The following is a 21,915-nucleotide window of genomic DNA, read 5'->3' as shown; positions in this document are numbered from 1 at the left end:
ACGGTGGCTCGGCCATGTCGTTTTGGGCGAACCTCACAGTGTACTTTTTTGTGGCCATGGGATCGGTCATCGGTGGGGCAATGGTCGGGGGTATCGCCGCCGTGCTGGTGTCACTGCCCCCGGCGACCATGATGGTCAGACTGGCGGAACAACTGAAACTCTGGGCCTTGGTCAGCACCCTCGGCGGCACGATGGACACCTTGCACGTCATCGAAACGGGGGTGCTCGGCCGGGCGTGGCTGCCTGTCGGCAAGCAGCTCATGTACATCATCGCAGCGTTCTTCGGGTGTCAAACCGGATTCATCCTGGTCACATGGCTGGCGGGCGGTGAAGGGAAGTGAGGTGGACGAAAGCGGCGGCCCTGTTCGCCGTCGGTGGTCTCACCGGCGCGGCGGCGATGAACACCGTCGCAAGCCAGCGGCTCAATCGCTTGTCCCTCGACCTGACGGAGCTGACCATGCAGTACGACGGCCTGTTGCGCGAATACCACAATCTCATCGGCATCATGGACCAGCCGGCGCAGGAATTGCGGGTCCAAGGGATTCGAGTCGAGGCGAGCGCCCCCGACACGTTCGCCGAGGTGCACGCCATCCAGTCGGTCAAACACCGGCTGGCGTTCCTCATCGGATACCCGGTCAAGTCCCTCGACGCCACCATCCTCTATCAACTGGTCGACGGATTGCCGTTTCGCGTGGACGACACACCGTACCAAGTCCGTGTGCAAGCCATCGTCATTGCCGAGACGCTGTTCGTCCGCGTCTCCGTCCACGAGGCGAAGCAGGTTTGATGCCGTAAAAACAGGATGCACGCCGTAAAGTCAGCGCAGGATGACGTCCGCCAATGCCTTCGGCGCCCGGTTGAGGACTTCGGCTCCTTCGTCGGTGATGAGCACCAAGTCCTCGACACGTACACCGAACTGTCCCGGCAGGTAGATCCCCGGTTCGATGCTCATCACCATACCGGGCATGAGCCGTTCCTGGTTCCCGGCGGCCACAAACGGAGGCTCGTGAATCTCCAAGCCGACGCCATGTCCGGTCCGGTGCGTGAAATACGCACCGTACCCCGCCCGTTCAATCACCTGCCGCACTGCGTCATCCACTTCTTCGGCAGGTACGCCGGGACGGGCGGCGGCGATGCCTGCCGCTTGCGCCCGCAGCACACACTCGTAAACGTCCACCATCTCCCGCGTCGGCTCGCCGAGGAAAAAGGTGCGGGTGATGTCGCTGCAATACCGCCGCCATACGCCGCCCGTATCGACGATGACCGCCGCCGGCCCTGCGGGGAGCACGGAAGCGTCCGGTTCGTGATGCGGCATGGCGCTGTGCGGACCCGCCGCGACGATAGGCGTAAACGACAACCCTTCCGCCCCCTCTTCCTCCCACACCGCGGCCAACCAGCGGGCGATGTCCCGCTCGCTGCGCCCCGGACACAGCACCTCGCGGACGCGTGCCATCACGCGGTCGGCGAGGGCCGAGGCGTAACGCACGCGCGCAATCTCGTCCGCTTCCTTGACCGCCCGCAGCCCGTAGAGCAAGTCGTCCGCCACCACCACGCGCGGCGCTCGCTCCTTGCGGCCAAGCCACGCGAGCAGGTGGCGGGAAGGCCATTGCCCGTCCACCGCGACGGTCTGAGACGTTTCCGCCCATGCTTCCGACCGTTTTTCCGCCCAAGCTTCCGACTGCTCCCCGGAACACAGAGGCGCGGCGCTGTCCTCGCCACGACCCGCCCCGGCCGGCGCACCATCCGCAGGAAGCCTGCCGGTGCAGGCTGCAACCCACGCCGCGTCGAGCGCGGCGTACGGGTCGTCCCCGTCGCGCCACATGACGAGCGCAATCCCCTCCGCCGCTGCGGGTGAAGCCTCCGCTTGAAACATCGCGTGCACCGCCCACGCAGCCCCGCGCGCACTGAGGACAAGGGCGGAGAGGCGCTCTCCGCTCTCCAACCAGACGCCGGTGAGCCCGTAGATGTGCGCGGGCGAGGTGACGATGGCAGCCGCCCAGCCGCGCGCGTCCAACGCCGCCTGGACACGCGACCGCCGCACCGCGAAGGACCTCGCGTCTTTCCTTTCCGCTGTGACGCGATCTCGTTCCTGCATGCCGTTCACTCCCTGCATTCCTCGCCGTCTGCCCGGCTCGGTATCTCGTACGCCGTACGCCACAGGTAGGAAGCAAACCCAGCCAGCTTGTGCATGAATGCGTCCAACTCCGCATCGGTCAGGATATCCCTTCCCGGCCGGCCGTTGCAATCGTAGACGTACGCCGTGCCATCCAGGGTCACGCCGACATCCACGCCGAGCAGACCGAGTCGCGGCACGCGGTCTGCCAGCGCCCGGCACGCCGCCGACGCCGCGCGCTCCACGCGAGCGAGATCGACCACAAGACCTGTGTCTTGCAGCCAATCCCCCGCAGCGCCGCCGGTGAGCGATACCGCGGTGCCGCCTGCGTGGAGGTTGGTCAGCACCGAACCCCGGGCCGCGACGCGCGCGGTCACCGCCGTCAGCGTCCAGTCTCCCGTCGCGTCGCGCTGCAGCGTCACCCGGAAGTCGACCTTTCTTCCGTCGCGGGTGGAGACGAGGGGCAAGTCCTCTTGCAACATGAACCGCCGCCTTGTGCATGCCCGCGCCGACCACGATATGATGCCCGCCCGCGTCCATGTCGTGTGCAGCGCATGGCCGAAAAACCGCGGTGCCACCACCCGGTACTGTCCCGGACCGACGCGCTCCACCCTGGCGATGTTGCGGCCGCCGGAACCGACGGTCGGTTTGAACCAGACGCAAGGTGCGTGCGCGAGCGCCCGCAACACTGATCCCGGCCCGGTCGCCGGCCAGGTGCGCGGCACGGAGAATGTGCTGTCCGCCTGCGCGGCGGCAAGCCAAGCGTACAACACGTCCTTCGCGGGCAGCACAGGATTGAAGCATGGAATGCGGTCAGCATCCAGGCGCCGCAACAAAGTCCGGTAGCGGCCGGCGCAGGCGCGCAGATCCGCCAGGTACATGCCGTCGTAGACCACGGCGCGCTGCAGCGCTGCCACGCCCGTTCGCCAACCCGCGCCAGGTTGGTAATGCCAACCGGAAAATTGCCGCACCCGCCATGCGATCCGCTCCGGGGTGGTGACCCAGAGCGGCAATCCGATGCGCACACACGCTTCGGCCAAGGCCATAAACGCCCGCCGGCGCCGCGGATGGCCGGCATCCGGCGCCTGCCCCGTGATGGCGACAATCACAGAAGGCCCTCCCACGCTGCGAGATCCATGGATCCCTTCAGCGTATGCAGACAAGGCGGCCATCGCCTCGCCATCGCCACGGATGAACCGGTTCACATGAACCGGTTCGCATGAACCGGTTCGCCTCACTGCCGCACCGTTTCGCCGCACCGCGGCCGGCCGGAACGCGTAAGGTAGAGCAAAGAAAGATGGCCAACCGGAAAGGAGGGTCACCATGCGCATCGCCGTGATGGCCCCGGAAGACTTGCCGGTGCCGCCCGTGCGGGGCGGATCGGTCCAGATCTACGCGGACGCCCTGACCCGGGCGCTCGCGGCCATGCCGGGGCTCGAAGTGACACTGCTCGCACCCCGCCCGGCCGCAAGCGGTGCGGACGCCCCGCCTGAACACGGCGGGGAATACGGGCGGCGGTTGGTGCACCTGCCGGGCGGGGCTCCGTTTCTTTCGGCCGCCGCAGCTTATCTCGCTGCCTGGGAACCGGATTGGATCCAGGTGGAGAACCGGCCGGCCTGGGTCAACACGTTGCGTGCGCTCGCTCCCCGCGCACGCATCCTGCTCAATCTGCACTCTCTGACCTTTCTCGGCCCGCGCCACATCCATCCCATGGCTGCCCGGCAAGCCTTGTGCAGCGCGGATGCTGTGGTGCTCAACAGCCGGTTTCTCCTGCGCGCGGTGACGCGCCGCTTCCGGCTCCGGACCGCCGCATGGCACCCGGTCGTAATCCACCCTGGGGTGGACCTCGTCCGGTTTGCGCCGCCGGACGCCCATGTTGCGAAGCGGCGCACGCGGCTGCGCATCGTCTACGTTGGCCGGGTCGTCCGCCAAAAAGGGGTGCATGTGCTGTTGACGGCCGTCCGCCGCCTCCACCGCCTGGGCATCCCCGTGCATGCAACCATCATCGGGCGCGCCCCGCCCTGGGAGCGGGCCTACGCCGCGCGTATCCGTCGGTTGCTGCGCGGCCTGCCGGCCCGCTGGATCGGCTTTGTGCCGCCTGCGCGCCTGCCCCCGTACCTCTGGCAACACGACGTGCTCGTCTGCCCGTCCCAAGGCCCGGAGGCGTTCGGGCTGGTGAACGTCGAGGCGATGGCGGCCGGCCTTGCGGTGGTGGCGAGCCGACAGGGCGGCATCCGCGAGGCGGTGGGGGACGCGGGCGTGCTCGTCGCCAAGTTTCGGCAGCCCGAGGCGTTCGCCGCCGCGTTGATCCGGCTCGCGCGGCGCCCGGACCAACTGCGCCGGCTCCAGCAGGCGGCGCGGGCGCGCGCGCAGGCGTTCACCTGGACCCGGACCGCCGCACGGTTTGCCGCCATCTACCGCGCACCCCGCGCCCGTTCGCCGTGAGTTGCTCAACCGGGCGCCCGCGGTTTCAACGCCCAGCGGCTTCACCAGCAGCTTCAACGCCGGCGCGCGGCGGGGAGCAGTTTCGCCGGGTCCACCGTGCGTACGGGCGTCCACGTGGCCGGATTGTTCTCGTCGAACTGCTCCAGGTACCGGATGACCTCGTTCGTGATGGGCGTGGGTGTCGACGCGCCGGCCGTCACCGCCACCTTGCGCACGCCGCGCAGCCACTCCGGCCGGATCTCGGTGACGTCCGCCACGCGGTACGCTTTCGTCCCCGCGATCTCCTCCGCCACCTGCGCCAGGCGGTTGGAGTTGTTGCTGCGCGGATCGCCGACGACGATGCACAAGTCGGCCCCGCGCGCCTGCTCCGCCACCGCCTGCTGACGCATCTGGGTGGCGAGGCAGATCTCGTTGTAGACTTCCGCCTGCGGGTACTTGCGGCGAACGGCTGCCATCAACTCGGCGGTGTCCCACTGGCTCATCGTGGTCTGGTTGGTGACGGCGATCTTCGCGCCGTCGAGGTGCAAGGCCTCGACATCATCCAGGTTCTCCACCAGGTGGACGTGGCCCGGCGCGACCCCCAACGCCCCTTCCGGTTCCGGGTGGCCCTTGCGCCCGATATACACGATCTCGTAACCTGCCGCCACTTTCTCCCGGATGAGGTCGTGGGTGCGGGTGACGTCCGGGCAGGTGGCGTCGATGATGTGCAGCCCCCGTTCCGCGGCCCTGCGTTTCACTTCCGGCGACACCCCGTGCGCCGTGAAGATGACCGTGCCTTCTTGCACCTGTTCCAACAAGGCCAGACGGTTGGGCCCGTCCAGGGTGATGATGCCTTCCCGGGCAAACGCGTCGACCACGTGCTGGTTGTGGACGAGCATGCCGAGGATGTAAATCGGCCTCGGCAGCGCCGGGTCTTCCGCAGCCCGCCGCGCCAACACCATCGCGTCGACGACACCGTAGCAGTACCCGCGCGGGGTGATCTTGATGACCTCCATCCGTCATCCCGCCTTTCGTCGTCCTGCTTCACGTTTGCGGCCGCACCGGCCGCATCTGATGAAGCAGGCGCTGTTTCAACTCCCACAGCGGCAGCGACAAATCCACGTGGTAGATGTGCGGATTGATGGGGCGGCGCACCTCGGACGAGAACTTGGCCAGGCTCTCCTCCACCCGCCGGCGGATGGCCGCGATGTCCGGCAACTCGTAGACCAACTGGCCGCCGAGGAACACAGGGACCAACAGCGGTTCCACCTGATAATCCTGAATCACCTTGCGCTTGTATGTGTGAACCGGATCGAACAGTTCCAGCGGCTCGGCAGGGTTGAGGTCCGGCTCATCGTCAAGGGCGATGAGGTCGGCGGAAGCCTGGCCGTCCACGTACAGGCGCAACACCTTCTTTTTTCCGGGATTGGTCACCTTCGCCGCATTTTCCGACACCTTGATGCACGGCTGCAGGACCCCGTCCTCCTCCTTGGCGGCCAGCTTGAACACACCGCCGAGCGCCGGGCAATCGTAGCTGGTGATGAGGTGGGTGCCCACGCCCCACGCGTTGATCTCCGCACCCTGCAGGATGAGGTCGCGGATGGTGCGCTCATCGAGATCGCTCGAGGCGATGATCCCGACGTACGACAACCCGGCGGCGTCCAGCATGGCGCGCGCCCGTTTCGACAAATACGCCAAGTCGCCGCTGTCGATGCGCACCGCGCGCAGCCGGTACCCGCGCGCCTCCAGCTCCTTGGCGACGGTGATGGCGTTGGGGATGCCGCTGCGCAGGACGTCGTACGTGTCCACCAGGAGCGTGGTCGCGTCCGGGAACGCGTCCGCGTAAGCCCGGAACGCATCGATCTCGCTTGGGAAGCTCTGGATCCAGCTGTGCCCCTGCGTGCCGACCACCGGGATCCCGAACGACTGACCGGCCAACAGGTTGCTGGTGCCTGCACAACCGGCGATGTACGCGGCGCGCGCCCCGAACACCGCCGCATCCATGTTCTGCGCCCGGCGCAGCCCCATCTCGAGCACGGGCGCGTCCGGGTGGCGCGGGTCGCTGCGCGCCGCCTCCACAATCCGCCGCGCCTTCGTCGCGATGAGGCTCTGATGGTTGATGAACGTGAGCACCGCCGATTCGACCAACTGCACTTCGGCCAGCGGCCCCTCAAAGCGCAGGATGGGCTCGTTGGGGAAGACGACCGTGCCTTCCGGCACCGCGTACAGGTCCCCTGTGAAGCGGAACTCAGCAAGCCAAGTGAGAAAATCTTCCGGAAACTGCCGCAAGCTGCGCAGGTACGCAATCTCCTCCGGACCGAACCGGAGGTGATAGAGGTACCAGACCACCTGTTCCAATCCGGCGGCGATGACGAAGCCGTTGCCGCACGGGTTGGCGCGATAGAACAAGTCGAACACCACCCGTTGGCGGTGCTTGCCCGCACGGAAGTGGCCGTACATCATGGTCAATTGGTAAAGATCCGTCAAGAGCGGCACCGACCTGCCTCGGTAGACGGGCAGGGCGGATATCTCCTCGATGCGCGCCTGCGCGCGCGCCTTGATCTCTTCCTCGGCTCCCCTCGCATGTCGCAACGCCATGAACGCCCCTTCCCAATCCTTCCGCTCGCCCGCCGCGCTTGCCGCGCCGCGGCATCAGGCGTTCACCACGCCCCAGGCGTTCACCACGCCCCGGGACGACCGTCTTCTTCGCCGCGGAGGGCGGCATCCAATGCCTGTGCGAGCTCGGGCCTTCCACAGACTAGAATATCACGTGCGGCAAGGTGATACGTCCCGCCCCCAATCTGTTGCACATGGCCCCCTGCCTCCGTCACCAAACAAACCCCGGCGGCCAGGTCCCACGCATTGAGGTCGTATTCCCAGAACGCGTCCAAACGTCCCGCCGCGACATACGCCAGGTGCAGCGCCGCGCTGCCCAGGGCGCGCAGGTTCTTCACCCGTCCGGTGAGCCGCATGCCGGCGGTGAGCGTCTGATCCCGCGCCGCCTGGCGTGAGGGAAAACCGGTCGCGACGATGGCGCCCGCGAGCGACGCCTCTGTGCTTGCGCGCAAGCGCAGCCAACGCGCGGCCGCTTCCGCGAGCGATACGGGCGTCTCTGCCGCACACCACTGCGCCGCCTCACCCGCTGTCAGGCGCCAGGCGCCGGTGCCGCGCTGCGCCAAGAACACCTCACCACGGTACGGGTCGTACACCACCCCGCATTGTACCTCGCCGTGCTCGGCGTAGGCGATGGAGACCGCGGAGAGCGGCATGCCGTAGACAAAGTTGGTGGTGCCGTCGAGCGGATCGACCACCCACAAACGGGGGGCATCCGCCACCGCTTGCGCAGCGGCGAGCGACGCCTCCATGCCCGGGGCGGTCGATTCCTCACCGAGCACCTCGTCATCCGGAAAACACGCGTGGATGGTCGCGCGGATCCGCCGCTCGCACTCCGGATCGACGTCGGTCACGAGGTCGGAAGGCGATGACTTGGTCTTCACTTCGAGCTTTGTGTCCAAGCGGGATCGAAAGTAATCGCCGGCGGCGAGCGCCGCCCGCACGGCGACGACAGGCACCCATACGTCGCGATCGATGGATTGCAATGCCATCCTCCCTTTCCTCAGGTTTGCCCGCCCCCGTCCTCCGGCTGCACCGTCGGGGAGCACGCGCCCGGTTCGGCAGAAAAAGATGTCCCGTCCGGCTCAGGCAGGAGAAACACCGCCTCGCCCACGCGCAGGCGGCAGGCTGCCCAGTCGCCCAACGCCCGCAGCGTGTCGGGGAACAAGAGCACGATGCGGCCCCGTCCCACCGCCTTGATGGTCAATGTGCCCGTGGCCACCGCACCGGTCTTTGGCCATGCACACCCCACGGGGGGTACGGCGGTGTCGGCGAGAACCGACGGGCGAGGATGCGGGTCTGGACCTGCCCAGATCAAGAAGACATTGTTGTCAGCCGGCGCGCCGAACCGGACGGCGAACGGTTCGGGTGCGGATGCACCCTCCGTCCACTCCAACTCCACGGCGATGGCGCCCTGCAGCTGCTCGCTGTGCGCTTTGTACGCATCGGTCCATTCGGCGCGCACCACCCGCAAGCGCGCGCCGTGCCCTTCCAATTCATGCCACACCCCGGGCGGTACAGGCCGCGGCGTGCGGTGGGTCGGAATGTGGTGTTGGAACCAGCGGGCAATCCGCCGCAGCTCGTCCTCGCGGTGCCGCGGCTCTTCAATGCCGTGCCCTTCCCGCGGATAGTGGATGAACTCGACCGTCTTGCCGGCCTCGAGCAACGCGTTGTACATCTCTTTGGCGTTGGCGATGAAGGTGTTGTCGTCCGCGTCGCCATGGATGATGAGCACCGGCGTCACGATGCGGGCCACGTACCGCGCAGGCGAACGCTGCCAGTAGAGCGCCTCGTTCTCCCAATACCGCCCGAGGTACATCACCTCCCAGCCGCGGGTCGTCGAGCAGCCGAAATCGGTGAACAGATTCCAGATGCCAAACTCCGACACGGCGGCACGGAAGCGGCTGTCCTGGCTGATGATCCAGTTGGTCATGTAACCGCCGTAGCTGGCCCCGGTGATGCCGAGGCGGCCGGGATCGAAGCGGCCGGTCGCGAGCAGCGCGTCCAGTCCGGCCATGATGTCGCGGTAGTCACCTCCGCCCAGGTCGAACCGGCTGGCGGAGATAAACGCTTGGCCATAGCCCACACCGCCCCGGTAGTTGGGCGCGAACACAGCGTAGCCGAGCCCGGCCAGCCAGTGCCAGTTCAGGTACTGATGGAACGCTTTGGTCACGTGCCACGCCGGACCCCCGTGAATGTCGACGAGGAGCGGCAATGGCCCGCCTGCCTCGCCGGCATCGGGCGGCAACACGAGCACCCCTTCCAACGCAAGCCCGTCGCTCGCGCGCCAGCGGACGACTTCCACCTTGCCCCGGAGCTTGTCGCGCCACTCTTCCTGCAGGTGCGTGACCTGCTCCACCGCCTCTCCGTCCGCCCGCCAACAAAAGAGCTCGAACGGCGTGTACGCGTCCTCCGCGGCGAACACCGCGACCTTCCCCTCCCGGCTCACCGCCAACAGGCGGACAACCGCCTCGTCCGAGCCTGTGACGCGGATGGCGGCCGGTTGGGATGCCTGATATCCCTGGCGCAACCCGGTACAGAGGACGAGCGGTGCCGCGAGCCCAAGCTCCGCCTGCGCCAACACCGTGTCCGGGTCCAGCCAGGAGAACGTCGCAAAGTCGCCCGCAAACCCTGTGCCCGCCGAGGCGTTCCATGTTCGCGCTTTGCCCGTATCCGCACCGTTCGAAGGGATCTCGACCAGCCACAGGTCGCTCTGCGACAGTTCCGCCTGATGGAGGCGCGGCGCGATGTACGCGACCATGCGGCCGTCGGGCGAAAACCTGGGGTGTTGGCAGGCGCCCCGTCGTTCGACCAAGGGCCGGCACACCCATGACCGCGCTCGCTCCTCTTCCCGCTCCGGCTCCCCCGCGTCCTCCGGCGGCGCCTCCAGATACCACAAGTTCATCCGATCCCAGTCATTCGCGAAGCCGGTACGGTTGCTGGAGAACACAATGCGGCGCCCGTCCGGGGAGACGTCCAGTTCGCAGAGACCAAAGTCGCGCGCATAGACGGTCTCGATCCGCCCTTCGTCCCACCACACGCGGCAGATGCGGCGGGGCTTTTGTACCCGCTCTTCGTGCACCTCGTCGCGCTTTTGCTCCAACCGCGCCTTGTCCCACTGTTTTTCAAACTCGCTCCGCTCGGCGTCGGTGATGACGAAGATGCTCTCCCCGTCCGGCGCGAAAGCAAAATCGTACACCAATCCGAGCTTGTCGGACGCGGGACGCGCCTCCCCGCCGCCAAGCGGCAGGATGAACAGCCGCTGCGACGGCGCGTCTTCGTCTTCGTCTTCGCCGGAGCCGTCCAAGGGCCGGTCGCTCAGAAACGCAATCACCTTGCCGGTCGGCGCGAAGAGCGGATCCGTGTCGTTCCAAGGGCCAAACGTCAGTTGGACCGGTTCCGCATCCGGGACAAGGGGCAGGCGCCACAGCTTGGTCCGGTACTCCCCTTTGTCTTCATCCAGGGTCCGCAGCGCAAAGACGCACTCGCTGCCGTCCGGCGCCACGCTCACCCCGGTGGGCAGCTTGATCTTGAGCAGGTCTTGAATGGTCCAGCGCGATGGCATGGCGTCACCCCCCTGGCCCGTGTTCGACCCCATCGGTCCGTATTCGCCAACATCCCTTCCCACTGTAGCGCCGCCAGCGCCGGTGCGCAACCGATGCCGCATGGGTATGAGATGGTACGCGAAGGCTCATCATGATTTGGAAGACATCACCACACCCCGCACGTCGGGGCGGTCAAGAGGGGCGATGTGGAAGATGGAACGACCACAGCGGATTGTCCGGGATGCTTTGGGTGAGATCTCCATACCGGCGGACGCGTATTACGGGGCGCAGACCGCGCGCGCCCTGCATAACTTCCCCATCAGCCACCTGAGGTTGCCACGGTCGTTCATCCGCGCCCAAGGCATCGTCAAGTGGGCCGCGGCAGCCGCGCACAAAGAGCTCGGGGTGATGGAACCCGCCAAAGCGGACGCCATCTGCCGCGCGGCCGACGAGGTGATGGACGGGCGTCTCGACGATTGGTTTGTGGTCGACGTGTACCAAGCGGGCGCCGGGACGTCGCAGAACATGAACGCCAACGAGGTCATCGCGGCCCGGGCCGCGGAGTTGCTCGGCGGTGAGCGCGGTGACGTGCGGCTGGTCCATCCGAACGACGACGTCAACCGCTCGCAGTCGACCAACGACACGTTCCATATCGCCATGAACATCGCCGGATTGGAATTGCTTGCGCACGGGCTCGATCCCGCCTTGCGCCGCCTGGCGGCGGCGCTGCGCGGCAAAGCGGCCGAATTCTCCCATATCGTGAAGGCCGGGCGCACCCACCTGCAGGACGCCGTGCCGCTTCGGCTCGGCGACGAATTCGGAGCATGGGCGCACAATGTCGAACGCCACCGGGCCTGGATTGAACAGGCCGCCGCGAACCTGCTTTGGCTCGGCTTCGGTGGCAACGCGGTGGGGACGGGCATCAACGCACCGCCCGGGTTTGCGGAGGTGGCGGTCCGCAAGGTCGCGGAAAAGACCGGTTTTGCCTTCCGCCTGGCGGAGGACCCGTTCGCATTCAACCAAAATCCGGATGAAGTGGTTTATGTCAGCGGCGCGCTGCGCAACCTGGCCCTGGCGTTGCAGCGGATCGCGAACGATGTGCGGTTGCTCGCCTCCGGGCCGCGGACAGGGCTGGCGGAAATCGAGCTGCCGGCGGTGCAGCCTGGGTCATCCATCATGCCGGGGAAAGTGAACCCGGTGATGGCGGAGATGTTGAACATGGTCGCCTACCAAGTCCAGGGCTGCGACACCACCATCGCCTTGGCGGGCGGCGCGGGACAGCTGGAACTGAACGTGATGATGCCCGTGATGGCCGCGAACTTCCTGCACGAGATCACCATCCTCACCACCGCCGTGGACGCCTTCACCGAACGGTGCGTGCTGGGTATCCGCGCCGACGCGGCGCGCTGCCGGGCGTACGCGGAGCGCTCGTTGGCGCTTGCGACCGCGCTCAACACCACCATCGGTTACGACCAGGCCGCGCAGGTGGTCAAACGCGCGCTCGCCGACGGCACGAGCCTGCGCGACGCGTGTTTGGCGCTCGGCATCGATGCCGCCGTCGCCGACCGCGTGCTGGACGTCGACGCCCTCTCCAGGGTGGTGCCGCGAACCCTGGCGCCAAGCGTAGGCGCCGAACCGGCCGACTGAGTCGCACGTGAGTCGCACGGATGCTGCGCACGAGCGTCCCGTGCGGGCGGAGACGGCCGCTTTGCGCTGCATCGCAGCACCGTGTCCCCGTCACTTGAACTTGCGCCAGTCCAGGTTGGTGTTGGCCAACAAATCGGCGAACGAGGCTTCCTCATCGTCGTTCGGATCGAACAGCTCGGCGAAGGACGGCTCGTCGTCCGCCCCGGCCGCAGCGGGCCGGCCTTTTGCCGCTTGTTGCTCGGGCAGTCCGGCAGGCCGGTCCCGGTGCCTTGCCTGCGCGGGGCCGCGCGGCGTGGCCTCGGCTTCCATTTGCCGCCGCAGATCCTCCAGCTGCTTGGCGACCCTCTCGCCCACCAAGTCATGGAAGGTGATGCCCGCCGGGTTGTCCGCCTGCGCCCGCGACGCCACCCCGTCCGCCGCATAGGCGGGCTTGTCCAGACCGGCATCATCCCTCCGACGGGCAGGCCGCTTGCGCTTGCTCATGATCCCACCCCGCCTTGCGCCAGCCATGCGGCCAGATACGCCTTTTCTTCCGCCACGAGTTGCGGGCGGCGGTGCAGGTGAGTGCGCAGCTGCGCCTCTTCCCACGCCTCTGAACCCGGAGCTTCCGGGAGGTCTGGATAGAGGTCGGCAAGCTTGCGTTCGTAGAGCACCTCCCACTCCTCGGCCCCGTCCACCTGGCGCCGCTGCGACACCTGCATGTAGATGCCCGGATCCTCTCCGTCCGCCCGGGCATACATCACCATCTCGTAGTCGTCCCACTGGTGGACCCAATCGAGCGGATCCATCGCCATCGCCTCGCAAAGCCGCCGGTTTTATGCCCTGGCGGCAGGTTTGTTACAATAACAAACAGCACGTACATCCATCCGGCGGCGTCCGCGGGAGCGGTGCGGCCGCGCGATGCGGCCGCGGCCGCCGGCGAACGCTGTCCGCCGCACGGATGAGATGCGGATGAAAAGGAGGGCATTCGGTTTGAAGAAAGTCATGTGGGCCGTGTTCGTGATTGCGCTCATCATCGTGGCCATCGAGACGTTTCGGCCACAACCGCCGTTCCCCGCGGTGCCCGGGGCCCCGCAGGCAGCCGCAGCACTGACCGCATGGGTGGGCGGGCGGTGACGCCTTCGCCCGTGCGCGAACAGGTTACCGCCCCAACACCTGGCGGAACGCCTGGGTCAGACGCGGCACCACCTCGAACAGGTCGCCGACAATCCCATAGTCCGCAATCTGAAAGATGGGCGCCTCCGGGTCCTTGTTGATGGCGACAATCACCTTGCTGCCCGACATGCCCGCGATGTGCTGAATGGCGCCGGAGATGCCGCATGCGATGTACAGGTCGGGCGTCACCGTCTTTCCCGTCTGGCCAATCTGCAGCGCGTAGTCGCAGTACCCGGCGTCACAAGCACCGCGCGATGCGCCGACGGCGCCCCCGAGCACCTCGGCCAGCTCATAGAGCGGCTGAAACCCTTCCGCGCTCTGCACCCCGCGCCCGCCGGAGACGATGACCCTCGCTTCGGTCAGGTCGGCCCCGGCGCGCGTCTTTTGGACCACCTCCTGCACCAGGGTCACCAGGTCGTCCGGTTGCAGCGGCACCGCGAGCGGTACGATGCGGCCTGGTTTGCCGGCTCCCCCCGTGGACGCCGGCAGGTTGTTGGGCCGCACCGTCACCACCATCGGCCCGCGGATGAACACCACCTTCGTCAGCGCCTTGCCGGCGTAGATGGGCCGGGTGAACACCAGCCGGCCGTCCTCTGTGTCGATGCTCGTCACGTCCGACACCTGGCCGGCGCCGATGCGCACAGCGAACGCAGGCGCCAAGCTCTTACCGACGGCAGAATGAGCGAACAGCACCACGTCCGGAGTCTGGCGCGAAGCGGCCTCCGCCAGCACACGCAGATACGCCCGCGGAACGAACGACGCGAGCTGTGGCGCGTCGGCCACCCACACCTCGTCTGCACCGTGATCGCCAAGACCTGCCGCCAGTTCCGCCACGCCGTGGCCGATGAGCATGGCGGTGACGCGGCCGCCTTCCGCCATGCGCTGGGCCGCGCCCAGCATGTCAAAGGTCACCTGGCGCAACTTCTGCTGGCGGATGTCCGCCACCACCCACACGTTGCGCGCCATCGTCAGGTCCTCCTCTCCCGGCATTCTCTCAGGACACGACGCGTTCCACACGGCAGAGGGCGTCGACCAGCGCCGCGACCTGCTCGTCGAGCGTGCCCGACAAGATGCGGCCAGGTTGTTTGGCAGGCGGGGCGAACGTCGCGACGACCTCGGTGTACGGAGCCACATCCGTCGCCGCCAACCCCAGGTCGGACAGCCTGAGGCGGGCGATGGGCTTCTTCGCCGCCCGGCGAATGCCGAGGAGCGATGGATAGCGCGGTTCATTCAATCCTTGTTGCGCCGTGATGACGAGCGGCAGCGGCGCCGCCACCACCTCGATATCCCCTTCGGCGTCCCGATGGGCCGTGGCGCGGCCGTCCGCGACCATGAGCCGGATGACCGTCGCCACATACGGCCAACCGAGCAACTCCGCCAGGCGGATGGCCACCTGGCCGGACCCGTCGTCCACCGCGTAATTTCCCGCCAGGATGAGGTCGTACGGCTTTTGCCGCGCCACCGCCGCCAACACCGTGGCGACCGCCGCTTCGTCGGCGCGCGCGCGCGGGTCGTCGACGAGGATGGCCTCGTCCGCGCCCATCGCCAACGCCGTGCGCAGCGCCTCCTCCGCCCGCTCCGGGCCGACGGAAACCACCGTCACCTCGCCCCCGTGCGCTTCCTTGAGCCGGATGGCTTCTTCGATGGCGTACTCGTCGTATGGGTTGACGACGAACCGGACACCCTCTTCTTGGATGATGCCGTCTTCAATCACAATCCGCTCCTCTGTGTCGAACGTCTGTTTGACGCACACCAGGATGTTCACGCCACACGCCCCTTCCCGGCGCCGCGCCTGTGACATACTGGCAGCCGGTCGCACCGTAGATTATACTGATCATAACAGCGGGAAAAACATTCCCGCCATGACAGGCGCAACACTTCGCGCAGTCTGAGGCGAAAGTGCCTTGCGAAAGGATGGATTCCTCATGCACGTGATCCGATCCGATGAATGGAGCAACGCGCACCTGGCCGTCAACGACTGTCTGTCGAGGTTGTTGAACACGCTGCGTGACCTGGGTTACAACCCCAGCCTCCACATCTCCTATGACCAGGACGAACAGCATATCGTGGTCGATCCGGAACTCCGGCGCCGCCACCCGGAAGTCGAGGCAGCGTACCAGGAATACGTTTCTTACTGCCGCTTGCGCGACGCCGCGTTACGCCAGATTCAGGAGCTCCCGAAAGTGGATCTCGGGTTTCAGTAAAAAAGGCAGCCCGCGCCGGCCGGCTATCCGCCGGTTTGTCCGCGCGGGCTGTCGCCCTGCCGCTCACGAACCGCCCACTTCCTGTACCGCCACCTCGTCCATCATCACGTCCGCGAGGGAAATGGAGTCGAGCGCGCGCGTCACCGCTTGCATCACCCGCAACCACACGTTGCGCGTGTGGCACTTGCGAATACGGCCGCAGAACTCCTCTGCCGCCACCTCCTCCCGGATACAGCCGATGGGCGCAAGCGACCCTTCCAACACCCGCACCAGGTCGCCGACCGAGATGTCCGCCGCAGGGCGGCTCAGCATATAGCCGCCGTTGACCCCGCGCACGCTCTTGACGAAACCGGCGCGCCGCAGCTGCGCAACAATCTGGTCGAGAAACTGTTCCGGGATCCCTTCGGCTTCGGCGATGGCCCGCAGCGGCACCGGGTGGTCCGTCCCGGCCGCCGCCGCGATGGCCACCATCGCCCGCAGGCCGTATTCGGTCCGTTGCGACACCTTCATGGTCATCCCTCCACTCCGGCGCATGCGCCGGGGCCACGCGACCGGGACCATCCCGCTCTCCCGGCACCGGATGGCAGGCAAAACCGCCTGCGGACGGAACGGGTCAGCCGGCCGCGCATCAGACATCCAGGTAGATGTCCTCGCCGCGCACCTCGACAGCGTAGGTCGCAAGCGGGATCACGCATGGCAAAGCCACCGCTGCCCCGGTGCGGACGTCGAACTTGCCGCCGTGTTTCGGACACGCCACCACATGGCCGTCCAGACGGCCGGCCGTCAGCGACTCCCCGGCATGGGTGCACACGTCGGAGGTCGCGTACAAGCCGTCCGGAAGGCGGTAGATGGCGATCTCCTCGCCGTCCACCGTCACCCGTTTCATGCCGCCGACCGGAAGTTCGGCGAGCGCCGCCACGCGCACCCAGGCCATCAGCCGACCGACCCTTCCATCTCGAACTTGATGAGGCGGTTCATCTCCACCGCGTATTCCATCGGCAGCTCACGGGTGAACGGCTCGATGAACCCCATGACAATCATCCGCGTCGCTTCCTCTTCGGGAATGCCGCGGCTCATCAGGTAGAACAGCTGCTCCTCGCTGACCTTCGACACCGACGCCTCGTGCTCCAGCGTCACGTCGTCGTTCATGATCTCGTTGTACGGAATGGTGTCCGACGTCGAGTTCTCGTCGAGGATGAGCGTGTCGCACTTGATGTTCGCCTTGGCGCCGCGGGCGTTGGGACCAAAGCTGGCCAGACCGCGGTAGGTCGTCTTCCCGCCCTGCTTGCTGATGGACTTGGAGACGATGGTCGACGTCGTGTTCGGCGCCAGGTGGACGACCTTCGCGCCCGCATCCTGGTGCTGGCCGCGTCCGCCGACCGCAATGGACAACACCATCGCCTTGGCGCCCTCGCCCACCATGTACACGCTCGGGTACTTCATCGTCAGCTTCGACCCGATGTTCCCGTCCACCCACTCCATGGTGGCGTCCTTGTACGCCACGGCGCGCTTGGTCACCAGGTTGTAAATGTTGGGCGCCCAGTTCTGGATGGTCGTGTAGCGGCAACGCGCCCGGTCTTTGACAATGATCTCGACCACCGCGCTGTGCAACGAGTTCGTGCTGTAGATGGGCGCGGTGCAGCCCTCGACATAGTGGACGAAGCTGTCCTCGTCGCAGATGATGAGCGTCCGTTCGAACTGGCCCATGTTCTCCGAGTTGATGCGGAAGTACGCCTGCAGCGGGATCTCGCACTTGACGCCCTTCGGCACGTAGATGAAGCTGCCGCCCGACCACACCGCCGAGTTGAGGGCCGCGAACTTGTTGTCCTCCGGCGGCACCACCGTGCCGAAGTACTCCTTGAAGATCTCAGGATACTCGCGCAGGGCCGTGTCGGTGTCACAGAAGAGGACGCCCATCTCCTCCAGGTCTTTGCGCATGTTGTGGTAGACGACCTCCGACTCGTACTGCGCCGAGACGCCCGCCAGGAACTTCTGCTCCGCCTCCGGAATGCCCAGGCGGTCGAACGTCCGCTTGATCTCCTCCGGCACCTCGTCCCAGGAACGGCCCTTGCGCTCCGTCGGCTTGACATAGTACGTGATGTCGTCGAAGTTGAGCTCCGACAGGTCACCGCCCCAGGTCGGCATCGGCTTCTGGTAGAAGATCTCCAGGGCGCGCAGGCGGAAATCGGTCATCCAACCCGGCTCGTTTTTCATCATCGAGATCTGCTCGACGACTTTGCGCGAAAGACCCTTTTCCAGCTTGACGACCGAGATGTCCTTATCGCGAAACCCATACTGGTACTCACCCAGTTCAGGCAACGTCTTCGCCATCGAAAAGACCCCCTTTTGGCCTCACATGTCGGCCGCACCGTCACTCCGCCGGTTGCGGCCGCACTGCCTTCTCCAACGCCTGCCACGCCAGCGTGGCGCACTTGATGCGCGCCGGGAATTTGGAGACCCCCTGCAGCGCCTCCAAGTCCCCCAAATCGCGATCCGGCTCCTCCCCGCGCATCATGGCGCGAAACGACCGGGAAAGCGCCAACGCCTCGGCGATGGGCAATCCCTTGACGGCTTCCGTCATCATCGAGGCGGACGCCATCGAAATGGAGCAGCCGCTGCCGCGGAAACGGGCGTCCGTGACGACGCCGTCCTTGACCTGCAGCTGCAGCTTGATCTCGTCGCCGCAACTGGGATTGCGCAGGTCGACGGTGATGGCGTCCGCCGCCAGCTCACCCACGTTCCGCGGGTGTTGGTAATGGTCCATAATCACCTGCCGGTACAGGTCATCCAATTGCATGGTGGAAAAACTCCTTTGCCGTCTGCAAGGCGTTGACAAGCGCGTCGATGTCTTGCTCGGTGTTGTACAGGTAAAAGCTGGCCCGTGCCGTCGCCGGCACGCCGAGCCAGCGCATCAGCGGCTGGCAGCAGTGGTGTCCGGCGCGGATGGCGATGCCTTCCGCGTCGAGCACCGTCGCCAGGTCGTGCGGGTGGACGCCTTCCAGGTTAAACGTCACCAGACCGCCGCGCTGTTCGGCCCGCGCCGGGCCGTAGACGGTGATCCCCTCCACACGCCGGAGGCGCTCCAAGGCGTAGGCCGTCAAGGCGCGGTCGTGTTGACGGATGGCCTCCATCCCGATGCCGGTCAGGTAATCGACCGCCACCCCGAGGGCGATGGCCCCGGCGATGATGGGCGTACCGCCTTCAAACTTCCACGGTGTCTCCTTCCACGTCGATTGATGCAATTCGACGACGTCAATCATCTCGCCGCCGAAATACGTCGGTTCCATCTCGTCCAGCCACTTGCGCTTGCCGTACAGGACGCCAATCCCGGTCGGGCCGCACATCTTGTGCCCGGAAAAGGCGAGGAAGTCGCAGTCCATCGCCTGCACGTCGGTCGGCAGGTGCGGCACGCTCTGCGCGCCGTCCACCACCACCACGGCACCCGCCGCATGCGCGATCTCGGCGATCTCCCGCACCGGATGGATGGTGCCGAGCACGTTCGACACGTGCGCGATGGCCACCAGCTTTGTCGCCGGCGTCACCGTCCGCCGCACGTCGTCGAGGGAGATGGTGCCGTCCGGCTGCAGCGGGATGAACTTGAGCGCCGCACCCGTGGCGCGCGCCACCTGCTGCCAGGGCACCAGGTTGCTGTGGTGCTCCGCCGCCGTGGTCACAATCTCGTCGCCCGGGCCGAGCCGCGGCCTGGCGAAGCCGTAGGCAATCATGTTGATGGATTCGGTCGTCCCGCGCGTGAAGATCACCTGCTCCGCCGACGGCGCATGGATGAACCGCGCCACTTTCTCGCGCGCCAACTCGTACGCCTCGGTCGCCTTCGTGCCGAGGGTGTGCACGCCGCGGTGGACGTTGGCGTTGTACGTCTCATAGTAGTGGCGGATGGCCTCGATGACCGGGCGCGGCTTCTGGGACGTCGCCGCGTTGTCCAGGTAGACCAGAGGGTGGCCGTTGACCGTCTGCTGCAAGATCGGAAAGTCTCGGCGCACCGCCGCGACGTCCATGTCAGACCAACTCCTTGTCGAGCAGAGCCCGGAAGTGCTCGCGCATGGCCGGCGACGGGATGGCATTCACCGCCGGCTCCAAGTAACCCCACAGGATCATCCGCTGCGCCGCTGCTCGCGGGATGCCGCGCGACATCAGGTAATAGACCTGGTTCTCGTCAATCTTGCCCACGCTCGCCGCATGACCGCAGCGCTGCACGTTGTTTTCATCGATGAGCAGCATCGGGATGGCGTCCGCACGGGCCGTCGGATCGAGCACCAGCATGCGGTCCGCCTGTTCCGCGCCGGCTCCCCGTGCCCCTTTGACGATGTGGGTGCGCGTCCGGTACACGGCGTTCGCCCGCTCGCGCACCACGCCGCGCAGGTTCATGTCGCTCTCCGAGTACCGCCCGCTGTGCACCATGCTCGCGGTGAGATCGAGGTGCTGGCGGCCGAAGCCCAACCCCACACCGGTGAGCGTCGAGCGGGACCCGTCGCCGAGGAGCCGGCTTTCAATCAACGCCACCGTGAAGCCGTCCCCCACGTCGCCGAACACCCAATCGACGTGGGCATCCTTATCCACCTTGGCCCGCCGCGTGATGAAGTGGGTCGGTCCCTTGCGCAAGTGGCTCAACACCGCCGCCGTCACCCGAGCCCCCGGTCTGGCGATGACCTCGGTCACGCCGCTGTGCACCACGTCCCCCGGCACGTCGCCCGCGGCAACGTACAGCTCGCTGTACGCGAACTTGGCGTTGTCCTCCGCCACCACGAGCGCCCGCGGCAGCGCACCCTGACCCACGGCGGTGTGGATGTACACAAATTGGAACACCGCGTCGATCTCGACATGCCGCGGCACGTACAAGAAGACGCCGCCGTGCCACAGCGCGGCGTTGAACGCCGCCCACTTGCTCTCTTCCGCATCCACCGCCTGAAACAGCGCGGCCTGCACCAGGTTCTCATGGTCGCGCACCGCGGTGTGCAGATCGGTGAAGATGACCCCCCGGCGCGCCAAGTCCGCGGGCAGGTGCGCGCGAAGCACCACGCCGTCGCGGACCACCACCGCCGGAGCATCGCCCAGGGCGCTGAGGAGGCCGGCCACTTCGTCCAGCCCGTCCGTCCCCACCGCCGCCGGGAACGGCCCCGCGTTCCACACCCGGCGCGTGAGGTCCGTCTTCTCGAGCCGCGGGGACGGGAGGGCGACGAAGCGCGCAAACGCCGCCTGGCGCGCGCTCCGCAACCACTCCGGCTCCTGGTAGCGGTCGCAGAGGCCGTCGACCAACGACAGAGAAACGGTTGCTGCTTGTTCTGCCACGGCCCATCCCTCCCCTCAAACCTCGGCGCCGACCGTCTCGTCGACGATGCCCAGTTCCTGCTTGAGCCAGTCGTACCCTTTGCGCTCAAGCTCACGCGCCAGTTCGCGATCCCCCGATTTGACAATCCTGCCTTGCATCATCACGTGCACGTGGTCCGGCACGATGTATTCCAACAGCCGCTGATAGTGGGTGATGATGAGGAACCCGCGTTCCGGCGACCGCACCGCGTTGACCGCATCGGCCACAATCCGCAATGCGTCGATGTCCAGTCCCGAGTCGATCTCGTCGAGGATGGCGATGCGGGGATTGAGCATCGCCAACTGCAGGATCTCGTTGCGCTTCTTTTCGCCGCCGGAAAACCCTTCGTTCAAGTACCGCTCGGCGAACGACGGGTCGATGCCCAGCTGTTTCATCTTCTCCTGCAGCATGCGGTGGAACTTGATGACCGGGATCTCGTTGCCCTCGCCCAACCGGGCGTTGAGCGCGGTGCGCAGGAAATTGGCGTTCGAAACGCCCGGCACCTCCGCCGGATACTGCATCGCCAAAAACAAACCGGCGCGCGCCCGCTCATCCACCGACATGGCGAGGATGTCCTCGCCGTCCAGGGTGACGCGGCCCCCCGTCACTTCGTAGCGGGGATGACCCATCAACGCCGCCGCGAGGGTGCTCTTGCCTGTCCCGTTCGGCCCCATGATGGCATGGATCTCGCCACCCTTGACCGTGAGGTCCAGCCCGCGGACAATCTCTTTCCCGTCCACGCTGACGTGCAGGTCTTCAATCTTCAACACCGGGGATGACATATCGGCATCAACCTCTCCGTTCCCTGTCCGGATGCGCTCGTACGGTACGGTGTCCGGAAGTTCTCTGTCCGGCCGCACCCAGGGCCGTCGCCGGCCACCGGTAAAG

23 protein-coding genes are annotated in these 21,915 nt (G+C 66.6%); 6 read left to right on the top strand and 17 right to left on the bottom strand.

The window, feature by feature from the left end:
- Nucleotides 1-14 precede the first annotated feature (14 nt).
- Both IEX97_RS02785 and IEX97_RS02780 read left to right on the top strand, forming a co-directional pair.
- Nucleotides 15-341: a YtrH family sporulation protein gene (locus IEX97_RS02785; RefSeq protein ID WP_188881008.1), complete on the top strand. Its 327-nt coding sequence runs from the start codon at nt 15-17 to the stop codon at nt 339-341.
- Nucleotides 338-787, top strand: coding sequence for a sporulation membrane protein YtrI (locus tag IEX97_RS02780; RefSeq protein WP_188881007.1), 450 nt, complete (start codon nt 338-340; stop codon nt 785-787). Before IEX97_RS02785 ends, IEX97_RS02780 begins: the two co-directional genes overlap by 4 nt.
- Before the next feature lie 30 nt (nt 788-817).
- Here IEX97_RS02780 and IEX97_RS02775 read toward each other — a convergent pair whose 3' ends face one another.
- Nucleotides 818-2,095, bottom strand: coding sequence for an aminopeptidase P family protein (locus IEX97_RS02775; RefSeq protein ID WP_188881006.1), 1,278 nt, complete (start codon nt 2,093-2,095; stop codon nt 818-820).
- Nucleotides 2,096-2,100: 5 nt separating this feature from the next.
- Nucleotides 2,101-3,222 (bottom strand): YheC/YheD family protein, encoded by a 1,122-nt coding sequence (locus IEX97_RS02770; RefSeq protein ID WP_188881004.1) that lies wholly within the window; start codon nt 3,220-3,222, stop codon nt 2,101-2,103.
- Nucleotides 3,223-3,436: 214 nt separating this feature from the next.
- On the opposite strand from IEX97_RS02770, the gene IEX97_RS02765 reads away from it, so the two are divergent.
- Nucleotides 3,437-4,558, top strand: coding sequence for a glycosyltransferase family 4 protein (locus tag IEX97_RS02765; protein WP_188881003.1), 1,122 nt, complete (start codon nt 3,437-3,439; stop codon nt 4,556-4,558).
- 53 nt (nt 4,559-4,611) lie between these two features.
- Here IEX97_RS02765 and IEX97_RS02760 read toward each other — a convergent pair whose 3' ends face one another.
- The 4 genes from IEX97_RS02760 to IEX97_RS02745 all read right to left on the bottom strand — a co-directional run bounded on the left by IEX97_RS02760 (nt 4,612) and on the right by IEX97_RS02745 (nt 10,715).
- Nucleotides 4,612-5,553, bottom strand: coding sequence for a 4-hydroxy-3-methylbut-2-enyl diphosphate reductase (locus tag IEX97_RS02760; RefSeq protein ID WP_188881002.1), 942 nt, complete (start codon nt 5,551-5,553; stop codon nt 4,612-4,614).
- A 28-nt stretch (nt 5,554-5,581) separates the two neighbouring features.
- The gene (locus tag IEX97_RS02755; protein ID WP_188881001.1) at nt 5,582-7,135 is read right to left on the bottom strand and encodes a nicotinate phosphoribosyltransferase; all 1,554 of its coding nucleotides are present in this window, start codon (nt 7,133-7,135) and stop codon (nt 5,582-5,584) included.
- A gap of 80 nt (nt 7,136-7,215) precedes the next feature.
- Nucleotides 7,216-8,142, bottom strand: coding sequence for an inositol monophosphatase family protein (locus tag IEX97_RS02750; RefSeq protein WP_188881000.1), 927 nt, complete (start codon nt 8,140-8,142; stop codon nt 7,216-7,218).
- 11 nt (nt 8,143-8,153) lie between these two features.
- On the bottom strand, nt 8,154-10,715 hold the full coding sequence (locus IEX97_RS02745) for a S9 family peptidase (protein WP_188880999.1): 2,562 nt from the start codon (nt 10,713-10,715) through the stop codon (nt 8,154-8,156).
- Nucleotides 10,716-10,908: 193 nt separating this feature from the next.
- On the opposite strand from IEX97_RS02745, the gene IEX97_RS02740 reads away from it, so the two are divergent.
- Nucleotides 10,909-12,342, top strand: a complete 1,434-nt coding sequence (locus IEX97_RS02740) for a class II fumarate hydratase (RefSeq protein ID WP_188880998.1) — start codon at nt 10,909-10,911, stop codon at nt 12,340-12,342.
- A gap of 90 nt (nt 12,343-12,432) precedes the next feature.
- Here IEX97_RS02740 and IEX97_RS02735 read toward each other — a convergent pair whose 3' ends face one another.
- On the bottom strand, nt 12,433-12,825 hold the full coding sequence (locus IEX97_RS02735; RefSeq protein ID WP_188880996.1) for a DUF3886 domain-containing protein: 393 nt from the start codon (nt 12,823-12,825) through the stop codon (nt 12,433-12,435).
- Entirely contained in the window at nt 12,822-13,130 is a 309-nt protein-coding gene (locus IEX97_RS02730) for a hypothetical protein (protein WP_188880995.1), read from the bottom strand. The genes IEX97_RS02735 and IEX97_RS02730 overlap by 4 nt, the downstream gene beginning before the upstream one ends.
- A gap of 184 nt (nt 13,131-13,314) precedes the next feature.
- Between IEX97_RS02730 and IEX97_RS02725 the strand changes: the two genes are divergently transcribed.
- Nucleotides 13,315-13,458, top strand: a complete 144-nt coding sequence (locus IEX97_RS02725; RefSeq protein ID WP_188880994.1) for a hypothetical protein — start codon at nt 13,315-13,317, stop codon at nt 13,456-13,458.
- 24 nt (nt 13,459-13,482) lie between these two features.
- Here IEX97_RS02725 and IEX97_RS02720 read toward each other — a convergent pair whose 3' ends face one another.
- Both IEX97_RS02720 and IEX97_RS02715 read right to left on the bottom strand, forming a co-directional pair.
- Nucleotides 13,483-14,463 carry an electron transfer flavoprotein subunit alpha/FixB family protein gene (locus tag IEX97_RS02720; RefSeq protein WP_188880993.1) on the bottom strand — a complete coding sequence of 327 codons (981 nt, stop codon included), beginning with the start codon at nt 14,461-14,463 and terminating at the stop codon, nt 13,483-13,485.
- A gap of 28 nt (nt 14,464-14,491) precedes the next feature.
- Nucleotides 14,492-15,262: an electron transfer flavoprotein subunit beta/FixA family protein gene (locus tag IEX97_RS02715; protein WP_188880992.1), complete on the bottom strand. Its 771-nt coding sequence runs from the start codon at nt 15,260-15,262 to the stop codon at nt 14,492-14,494.
- Nucleotides 15,263-15,422: 160 nt separating this feature from the next.
- On the opposite strand from IEX97_RS02715, the gene IEX97_RS02710 reads away from it, so the two are divergent.
- A complete protein-coding gene (locus tag IEX97_RS02710; RefSeq protein ID WP_188880991.1) occupies nt 15,423-15,701 on the top strand; it encodes a hypothetical protein in 279 nt (92 codons plus the stop codon).
- A 63-nt stretch (nt 15,702-15,764) separates the two neighbouring features.
- On the opposite strand, the gene IEX97_RS02705 is transcribed toward IEX97_RS02710, so the two are convergent.
- From IEX97_RS02705 to sufC, 7 genes are all read right to left on the bottom strand, one after another.
- Complete coding sequence (locus IEX97_RS02705) at nt 15,765-16,211, bottom strand: RrF2 family transcriptional regulator (protein WP_188880990.1); 447 nt, start codon at nt 16,209-16,211, stop codon at nt 15,765-15,767.
- A 118-nt stretch (nt 16,212-16,329) separates the two neighbouring features.
- On the bottom strand, nt 16,330-16,635 hold the full coding sequence (locus IEX97_RS02700) for a non-heme iron oxygenase ferredoxin subunit (RefSeq protein WP_188880989.1): 306 nt from the start codon (nt 16,633-16,635) through the stop codon (nt 16,330-16,332).
- The gene (gene sufB / locus IEX97_RS02695) at nt 16,635-18,032 is read right to left on the bottom strand and encodes a Fe-S cluster assembly protein SufB (protein WP_188880988.1); all 1,398 of its coding nucleotides are present in this window, start codon (nt 18,030-18,032) and stop codon (nt 16,635-16,637) included. Before sufB ends, IEX97_RS02700 begins: the two co-directional genes overlap by 1 nt.
- Before the next feature lie 40 nt (nt 18,033-18,072).
- A complete protein-coding gene (gene sufU, locus IEX97_RS02690) occupies nt 18,073-18,498 on the bottom strand; it encodes a Fe-S cluster assembly sulfur transfer protein SufU (RefSeq protein WP_188880987.1) in 426 nt (141 codons plus the stop codon).
- Nucleotides 18,485-19,717: a cysteine desulfurase gene (locus IEX97_RS02685; RefSeq protein WP_188880986.1), complete on the bottom strand. Its 1,233-nt coding sequence runs from the start codon at nt 19,715-19,717 to the stop codon at nt 18,485-18,487. Before IEX97_RS02685 ends, sufU begins: the two co-directional genes overlap by 14 nt.
- 1 nt (nt 19,718) lies before the next feature.
- Nucleotides 19,719-21,008, bottom strand: coding sequence for a SufB/SufD family protein (locus tag IEX97_RS02680; protein WP_188880984.1), 1,290 nt, complete (start codon nt 21,006-21,008; stop codon nt 19,719-19,721).
- Nucleotides 21,009-21,023: 15 nt separating this feature from the next.
- A complete protein-coding gene (sufC, locus tag IEX97_RS02675; protein ID WP_188880983.1) occupies nt 21,024-21,809 on the bottom strand; it encodes a Fe-S cluster assembly ATPase SufC in 786 nt (261 codons plus the stop codon).
- Nucleotides 21,810-21,915: the final 106 nt, after the last annotated feature.

The organism is Paenalicyclobacillus cellulosilyticus, from assembly GCF_014647315.1.
GTDB lineage: Bacteria > Bacillota > Bacilli > Alicyclobacillales > Alicyclobacillaceae > Alicyclobacillus_J > Alicyclobacillus_J cellulosilyticus.
This window is presented reverse-complemented; position numbering and strand designations above follow the sequence as displayed.